7 protein-coding genes are annotated in these 6291 nt (G+C 74.4%); all 7 read right to left on the reverse strand.

Going from position 1 to position 6291, the window contains the following annotated elements:
- Nucleotides 1-92 precede the first annotated feature (92 nt).
- Nucleotides 93-899, reverse strand: coding sequence for a 4'-phosphopantetheinyl transferase family protein (locus ABT160_RS22460; protein ID WP_351649508.1), 807 nt, complete (start codon nt 897-899; stop codon nt 93-95).
- Nucleotides 896-2605, reverse strand: coding sequence for a beta-ketoacyl synthase N-terminal-like domain-containing protein (locus ABT160_RS22465; RefSeq protein WP_351649509.1), 1710 nt, complete (start codon nt 2603-2605; stop codon nt 896-898). Before ABT160_RS22465 ends, ABT160_RS22460 begins: the two co-directional genes overlap by 4 nt.
- A gap of 22 nt (nt 2606-2627) precedes the next feature.
- On the reverse strand, nt 2628-3377 hold the full coding sequence (locus ABT160_RS22470) for an acyl carrier protein (RefSeq protein WP_351649510.1): 750 nt from the start codon (nt 3375-3377) through the stop codon (nt 2628-2630).
- 166 nt (nt 3378-3543) lie between these two features.
- Nucleotides 3544-4206, reverse strand: a complete 663-nt coding sequence (locus tag ABT160_RS22475) for a ScbR family autoregulator-binding transcription factor (protein WP_351649511.1) — start codon at nt 4204-4206, stop codon at nt 3544-3546.
- A gap of 47 nt (nt 4207-4253) precedes the next feature.
- Nucleotides 4254-5090, reverse strand: coding sequence for an AfsR/SARP family transcriptional regulator (locus ABT160_RS22480; RefSeq protein ID WP_351649512.1), 837 nt, complete (start codon nt 5088-5090; stop codon nt 4254-4256).
- A gap of 275 nt (nt 5091-5365) precedes the next feature.
- Nucleotides 5366-6031 (reverse strand): ScbR family autoregulator-binding transcription factor, encoded by a 666-nt coding sequence (locus tag ABT160_RS22485; RefSeq protein ID WP_351649513.1) that lies wholly within the window; start codon nt 6029-6031, stop codon nt 5366-5368.
- A gap of 80 nt (nt 6032-6111) precedes the next feature.
- The coding region (locus tag ABT160_RS22490) for a carboxyl transferase domain-containing protein (protein ID WP_351649514.1) at nt 6112-6291 on the reverse strand (180 nt) is incomplete at its 5' end.

A 6291-nucleotide genomic window follows, 5' to 3' on the forward strand; every position in this document is an offset into this window, starting at 1 on the left:
CCCGGCTGGTAGCGCGGCGGAGCCCCGCTGGAGCCCTGGTGGGACGGGACCGGAGGGACCGGACCGGACCACTGCGATCGGACCCGCCGGGATCAGACCGGCGCGCCGACCGGCTCGGGCAGGGCGAGGCTGCGCGGCGCGGCCCTCCCCCACGGGAAGCCGTGGTGCAGCTGGAGCGCCGGGGGCCCGTCCTCGTCGGCCATCACCGCGACGGCCGCCAGCACGTCGGGCACCGGCTCCAGCTCCACGAACCGCCAGCGCCCGGAGCGCTCGTCGGACGGCGGCCGGAAGCCGAGCACGCCCCGGTCCTCCGCCAGCGTGAAGGCGAACTCGTCGAAGGGCAGACCGAGTCCGAGGCCGCGCCCCTTGGCGTACGCCTCCTTCAGCGTCCACAGCCGCAGCACCCGCCGGTCGCGCGCCCGCCCGGGCGGCGCCTGCGCGACCCACTCCTGCTCCTCCGGCGCGAAGGTCTCCGCGATCGTCTCGAAGCCGTGGTCGGCCCGGTCCAGGCGCTCCACGTCCACGCCGATGCGGTGCCTGCGCACCACGCCGAGCAGGTTGTGGCCGTTGGTGTGCGAGAGGTTGAAGTCCAGCTCGCGCCCACCGCGCGGCAGCCCCTCGACGGGCTTCTGCAGGAACGGCCGCCCGCGCGAGGAGCGCCAGATGACCGCCTCGGCCTCGGGCACCCCGCTCTCCAGCGCGAGCACGCGCCGCACCAGGGCGTGCGCGACCAGGTACTGGCGCCGGTCCCGCTCGAAGAGAAACCTTCCTGCAATCTCCTGCTCGTGCTCGTCGAGCCAGTGGGTCCCCAGGATCGCCGCGATGCCGGGGGCGAGTTCGTCGTTGGGGCAGAACCACAGCTTGACCGCGTCCCTGCGGCCGTGCGCCGACCCGCTCATCCGCTCCGCTCCAGCCACAGTTCGCGCCGCAGGAACACGGCTCCCGGCAACCCGCCCGCTCCGCGCGCCCCCGGCCACGACGGCTCCCGCCGCTCCAGACCGGCCCAGTCCACGTCCACCCCCGACAGCCACAGCCGGGTCAGCTGCTCCACCCGCCGCCCGCGCCACAGCGCCGCCAGGTAGTCCGCGGTCTCGGGCAGCTCGGCGAGCAGCAGCGGATCGCCGCCCCCGGCCCGCAGGTCGGCGTGCCGGGCCTCCGGCGCACCGGTGAAGTCCCTTAGCAGCGAGGCCAGTTCGTCCACCGTCGCCGCCCGCAGGGCCAGCCGGCAGGGCTGCGCCGCACGCGCGCACCTCAGCTCGCGGGCCACCGCCGCCAGGTCGGCCTCCCGCCGCCCCGCCAGCCAGTCGGCCAGCCGCTCGGCCGCGGCCGCCAGATGGGTGGGGGTGGGCCCGGAGAGCAGGAACAGCGCGTCGCGCTCGTCCCCGGCCTGCCGCACGGCCACCGGGGGCTCGGTGCGCGGGGGCTCCTCGAGCACGACCCGCGCGCCCGGACCCGTACCGGCGCCGAAGTCCACGACGGCGGTCCGCGGCCCCTCGCCCTCCCACGCCCAGGGCGCGGCCCCGGAGCCGTCGCCGATCGGGACGAGGGCCGCGTGGCGCAGCTGGAGCACGGCGGCGGTCAGCGCGGCGGCCCCGAGGGCGGCACCCGCCTCCCCCACCCGGCACGCGGTCGTACGGCGGGTCTCGCGCAGCGCGCCGGCCGGTGCCCCGCCGGGGCCGGTGGAGGTCTCCCGTACGACGGCGTGGATCCGGTCGCCGTCGGCCAGCGCCGCCGCGAGCGGCTTGAGCACCAGTGCGCCCACTCCCTCGCCCGCACCCTCGCGCCCTCGCGAGGGGTGCAGCAGCAGTTCGGCTCCCCCGGCGACGGCCGCGGCGCACTCGCCCCGGCGCAGCGCGCCGACGGCCAGGTGGACGGCGGCGAGCGCGGAGGCGTCCGCGGCGTCGACGGCCTGCACCGGGCCGGTGAGCCCGAGCAGTTCGGCCGGACGGCCCGGCAGGCTCCACTGCCCGCTGCGCGGCATGCTGCGCCCGCCCCGGTCCCAGGCGGCGGCCGCGAGCAGCGCGTAGTCGGCGGCGCTCACCCCGGCGAACACGCCGACCGAGCGGGTCCTGCCGTCGGGCCCGGTCAGGGAGTCCAGGCGCGAGCCGGTGCAGCCCGCGTCCTCCAGGGCCTGCCAGACGGTCTCCAGGAACAGCCGCTCCTGCGGGTCCATCAGCGCGCCGTCCCGGGCGGTCAGGCCGAAGAAGTCGGGGTCGAACTCGGCCGCGTTGTCCAGGAAGTGGGCGCGCTGCCCGTCCGCGAGCGGCACCGGACCCGGGCGGCCGATGGGCGTGTCGGTGGCGGTGTCCCGGCCGTCGCACAGGTTGTTCCAGTACGCGTCGAGGTCGGCCGCCAGCGGGTAGCGGCCCGCGATGCCGATGACGGCGACCCGGTCGTCCGCGACGGGCGCGGGCCGGGTCGCCTCCGGGGGCGGCGGTGCGGGCTCCGGCGTCACCGCGGCCCGCACCTCCTGCGGCGGCAGGGGTACGGGCGCGGGCGGGGCCGGGTCCTCGTCGGCGGGCACCGTCCGGGCGAGGAGGCGTACCACCTGGCCGCGGTCGAGGGTGCCCGCCTTGAAGCGGGTGAGTATCTCGCGGTCGTCCATCGTCTCCGGTCTCCTGGCGGCGTCAGGCCTGCCGGGGCAGCAGCCCGAGCGCGTCGTCCACGGAGAGCCGGCCGTCGCGGACCGCGTCCAGGACCTCTTCGAGGCCCATCGGGGCGGCGGTCGCGCGCAGGGCGGTGACGTGGGCCGCGAGCGCGTTGAGGCTGGGGTGGTCGTAGAGGGTGACGGCCGGCTCCCGCAGTCCGTACACGCGGTTGAGCACGGCCACGAACTCGGAGCCCAGGATGGAGTCGAGCCCCAGGAGGTTGAAGGCGGCCGTGGCGTCGATGTCCCACGGGTCGCAGCACAGGATGCGCGCCAGTTCCTCGCGCAGCACGTCGAGCACCGGCATCTCGGGCACCTCCACGGGCCGGTGGCGCACCGGCGGGACCGGCTCCGCCTGCGACAGCGGGGCCGACTGCAGCGTGTGCAGCGGGCGCGGGGTCAGCGGGGTGGCGGGCGCGACGGGGGCCGGGGGCGCCGCCGGGCTGGGCATCCCGCGCTCGCGCGCCACGTGGCGGGCGAAGGACAGCGGGGTGGGGTGGTCGAAGAGGGCCGCCGCCCGGACGGCCGTGGCGTAGCGGGCGTTGACGGTGGCCACGAACTCGACGGTGAGCAGCGAGTCGAGCCCCAGCGAGCGGAAGGTCTGCTCCGGATCGATCTTCTCGGGCTTCAGCCGCAGCACTCCGGCGAGCATCGCCACCAGCTCGGTGAGCGCGTCGTCGGGCAGCGCGACGGGCACGGCCCTCAGGGATGTCTGGCGTTCGTGCGGCATGGACTTGGCTCCAAAGGGGGTCCGTCCCGGCTGGTTGGCGCCTGGCGGCGGCCGACCACGGAAGTATCGGTGGATCGTCCGGGCCCGGGCATCGCCGCCCGGACCGAACTGCGGGCGCGGACCTGGTCCGCGCGAGGGACGCGCGGCGGGACGGGCGTCCCGCCGACTACGCCGTACGGACCAGGAAGTCCCGCTCCGGTGCCTCGGCGGGCGGTGGCGGCACCCTGCGGTAGCGGCCCGCCGCGGCCGGCGGGACGAGCGCCACCAGCAGCGGCTCCCACATCACGGCGACCCGGCGGCTGAGCTCGGCCGGCGGCAGTCCGGTGCCCGCCAGCACCCCGATGCCGCAGACGGTGGCCGAGAGCAGTGCCTCGGGCCCGTCCCCGCCCGGGACCGCCGCCGGGATCTCGTCCGCCTCCCTGGCCTGTCCGATCAGGCGCAGCACCTCGGTGATCCACGCCTGGTGGAAGTCGGTGACCGGCGGCTGGCGCCAGGTGCACTCGTTGGTGATGCGGAAGCTGGCGCGGATCACCGGGTCCTCGTGCAGCGTGCGCGCCAGCCAGTGCGTCATGTCGATGAGCGCCTGCACCGGCGAGACGCCCGCCTCCCACTGGGCCTGCACGAACTCGCCCAGCATCGCGCGCCCGCGCTCCTGGACGGCGTCCGCGAGACCGTCCTTGGACGCGAAGTGGAAGTACAGCGCGCCCTTCGTCATCCCCGCGGCCCCGGCGATCTGGCCGAGCGTCGCGTTGGCGTATCCGTTGCGGTTGAACATCTCCGCGCCCGCGTGGACCAGCCTCTGGCGGGTGCGCTCCGACCTGGCCTGCATGTTGCGGCTCCTCTCCACCCCGTGACGGGTCGACTGCCGACGGATCGTCAGCCGACGCGGCTGAGGCGGTCGTTGCCCTTCCCGTGGGCAGCCGGGTCGAGCGCGGGCTCGGGGCCTGCCATCAGGATCGAGCGCTGCAGCCTGCGCAGCCCGCCGGAGGGCTCCAGGCCCAGCTCGCGCACCAGCGCGTTCCGGAGCCGCTGGTAGACCTCCAGGGCCTCGCTTCGTCGTCCGGAGCGGTGCAGGGCCAGCATGAACTGGCCGTGCAGGTTCTCGTGGGTGCGGTAGCGGCTGACCAGGACGGTCAGTTCGCCGAGCAGCTCCCGGTGGCGGCCGAGGCGCAGGTCGGCCTCGATGCGCTGGTCCAGGGCGCACAGCCGGGTCTCCTCCAGGCGGCGCACCTCCATCTCCAGCATCGCGCCCGCCTGTACGTCGGCGAGGGCGGAGCCGGTCCACAGCGAGAGCGCGTCGCGCAGCTGCCGTGCGGCGCCCGGGAAGTCCCCGGCGTCCATCGCGCGGTAGCCGACGCCGGCCAGCCGCTCGAACTCGCGCACGTCGCTGGTGCCGCCGTTGGTGTGGAGCAGGTAGCCGCCCGGGGAGGTGACGAGGACGTCCTTGGCGGTGCGCGGCTCCGCGCCCTCGGGGTCCTTGACCAGGGCGAGCGAGATCATCTCGCGGAGCTGCAGCACGTAGGTCTGCAGGGTGGTGCGTGCGCTGCGCGGGGGCCGGTCGCCCCAGAGCTCCTCGATCAGGGTGGCCACCGGGACCACCTGGTCGGCGTGGAGCGCGAGGAGGGCCAGCACCTGCCGCGGCTTGGGTGCCGTGGGGGTCACGGAGACCCCGTTCTCCCGGACGGCCAATGCGCCCAGTACGTCGATGTCCACGCCGTCTCCCCTGTTCGGTTGCCTCTACTACTGGCTGATGCTTCGAGTAAAAAACAGGGCGGACGGTTTGTCAATACCAAACCGTTCGCGCTGTTTTTAGAGTGTGCCATGATCCACTCAAGCGGGCCTACAGCCATCCGATAGCGGTCCGATACAACTAAAAAATCCCCCCGTGACCTGCATAAACGGGGGGATTCACAGCAGGTCGCCGCCAGAGGGCGACCCAGGGGACACAGGTGATCGACAACCGTAAAAAATAACGTTCAGTCGGTTCTCTATGCGGAAGCGTCCTCTTCACCGACTTCGTGGTCGGTGATGCAGACCGTTCCGGGGGCGGAGCTGACGGACACCAGGTTCTCCTGCTCGGCCAGCCGGGGCAGCAGCAGGTCCCACAGCCCCGTCACCTTCCGCTCCGAGAGCCAGGCCCGGTCGGCACTGCCCAGGACCTCGAACCCGACCGTCGCCGCGACCACGGCGCTGGCCGCGTCCTGCGCGGACACCCCCTCCGCCAGCCGGCCCTCTTCCTCGGCCCGCCGCAGCATCTCCTCGATCCACCGCTGCCAGTCCCGCCGCAGGAAGGACCCCGAGCCGCGCGACGCGTCGCCGCTCAGCTCGAAGCCCGCCCGCACGACGACGTCCGCGGCCAGTCGGCTCATGAGCGCGTGGGTGGCGTCCACGAGGGCCTGGAGCGCTCCCCCGTCGTCCTCCGACGCCACCACGCGCTTGGTGATCTCCCGCAGGCATTCGGCCGCCTCGTCCTCCACGGCCTGGGCGAGCGCCTTCTTGCTCTCGAAGTGGAAGTGCAGCGCCCCATTGCTGACCCCGGCCCGCCTGCTGATCGTGGCGAGCGAAGCCGGGGCGAAGCCCTCCTCCGCGAACACCTCGGCGGCCGCGCGGATCAACGACTGTCGCGTACGGGCGGCCCGCTCCTGCTTCACCATCACATGTCTCCTGGTCACGGGAGAGCGGAAGAACGGCTCCGGCCGCGGCCGGCTCCCGCCACGCCCCGTCTTTCGTAGGGCTACTGCGGGGGATTGCCGTGCTTGCGCGACGGCAGGTCTGCGTGTTTCGTCCGCAGCATCGCCAGGGCGCGCACGAGCACCTGCCGGGTCTCGGCGGGGTCGATGACGTCGTCGACGAGGCCGCGTTCGGCTGCGTAGTACGGGTGCATGAGCTCGGCCTTGTACTCCTTGACCATGCG

Source organism: Streptomyces sp. NPDC001941 (assembly GCF_040296945.1).
Taxonomy (GTDB): domain Bacteria; phylum Actinomycetota; class Actinomycetes; order Streptomycetales; family Streptomycetaceae; genus Streptomyces.

Excerpts from the sequence above, each read along its gene's own strand:
- ABT160_RS22460 (WP_351649508.1), bottom strand. The coding sequence starts at position 899 with ATGAGCGGGTCGGCGCACGGCCGCAGGGACGCGGTCAAGCTGTGGTTC.
- ABT160_RS22465 (WP_351649509.1), bottom strand. The coding sequence starts at position 2,605 with ATGGACGACCGCGAGATACTCACCCGCTTCAAGGCGGGCACCCTCGAC.
- ABT160_RS22470 (WP_351649510.1), bottom strand. The coding sequence starts at position 3,377 with ATGCCGCACGAACGCCAGACATCCCTGAGGGCCGTGCCCGTCGCGCTG.
- ABT160_RS22475 (WP_351649511.1), bottom strand. The coding sequence starts at position 4,206 with ATGCAGGCCAGGTCGGAGCGCACCCGCCAGAGGCTGGTCCACGCGGGC.
- ABT160_RS22485 (WP_351649513.1), bottom strand. The coding sequence starts at position 6,031 with ATGGTGAAGCAGGAGCGGGCCGCCCGTACGCGACAGTCGTTGATCCGC.